The organism is Moorena sp. SIO4A1, from assembly GCF_010672065.1.
GTDB lineage: Bacteria > Cyanobacteriota > Cyanobacteriia > Cyanobacteriales > Coleofasciculaceae > Moorena.
In genome coordinates this window covers 1-1,021 of record NZ_JAAHHX010001076.1, presented here as the reverse complement: position 1 = coordinate 1,021, position 1,021 = coordinate 1, and the positions used below count along the sequence as shown (strand labels likewise).

The following is a 1,021-nucleotide window of genomic DNA, read 5'->3' as shown; positions in this document are numbered from 1 at the left end:
TTACCTATGGCGGTCAAAGCGGTAGCCCAATCCGGCGCTTGCAAGATGGTCAACACCATGTAGTGGGAATTCACGGCCATGCTGGCTTTGAGAACAGTGCTGTCCGCATCACTAAGTCTGTGTTTGATAACATCTCCGCTTGGAAAAATGTCTAATATGTCCGGGACTAATCAGCCGTAAGCTATCAGCTTTTAGTTATCAGTTATCAGTTATCAGCTTATGCGCTACGCCCACGCTACTTGATGTGCTATCAGTTATCAGCTTATGCGCTACGGGCACGCTACGCGAACAGTCAACAGGTGACGGCTGATCGCTAACGGCTGACGGCTGACGGCTGACGACTGACTGCTGACTGCTTACAAATCAACTAACAAAGGACAAAACCGTCAGATGACTACTAAACTACAAATTCGTTTTAAATCTTTTGTTTTGAGCAGTCTTATCGGATTAAGCCTGCTGTTTTCTGCTTGTAGCGCTCCCCAACCAGACGTTTCACCGGAAAACAATCAGGGTAATAATCCAGATAATAATCCAATAGTTACCTCAACTGATGAACAAATGATTATCGAAGGTAAAATTGTCGCAGTTATGGAAAGTTTCCCTCTACAGTTGAAGGTAGAAACTCAGTCTGGTTCCTATAGTGTACAACTTCTTTCCGATACCAAAATCACTCGTCAAGGAGAAACTGTTGACCCAGGAAAATTAAGTCCTGACCAAAAAGTTCGGATTAAAGGTCAGAGTTCTGGTTCCAGTAAGTCTGCTATCACTGCTGAAACTATTGAAATCCAGTAAGCCCTCAGCGGTCAGCCGTCAGCGGTCAGCTTTGTGGAACAGGCTTCCAGCCTGTGAAGCATCGGTCAGCTATCAGCCGTCAGCTTATGCGCTACGCGCACGCTACGCGAACAGCCGTCAGCTATCAGCCGTCAGCCGTTAAGTCACAGGCTAGAAGCCTGTGCCACAAAGCACCTCAAGTAGCGTGCGCATAAGCTGAATGCTGTTCGCGTAGCGTGTGCGTAGCACA

2 protein-coding genes are annotated in these 1,021 nt (G+C 47.1%); both read left to right on the top strand.

Translation table 11 applies throughout. The features are described 5' to 3' along the window. Nucleotides 1-390 precede the first annotated feature (390 nt). Nucleotides 391-792, top strand: a complete 402-nt coding sequence (locus F6K53_RS45395; RefSeq protein ID WP_293087792.1) for a hypothetical protein — start codon at nucleotides 391-393, stop codon at nucleotides 790-792. Continuing rightward, nucleotides 779-934: a hypothetical protein gene (locus F6K53_RS45390; RefSeq protein ID WP_293060717.1), complete on the top strand. Its 156-nt coding sequence runs from the start codon at nucleotides 779-781 to the stop codon at nucleotides 932-934. Before F6K53_RS45395 ends, F6K53_RS45390 begins: the two co-directional genes overlap by 14 nt. The last annotated feature ends 87 nt before the right edge of the window (nucleotides 935-1,021 follow it).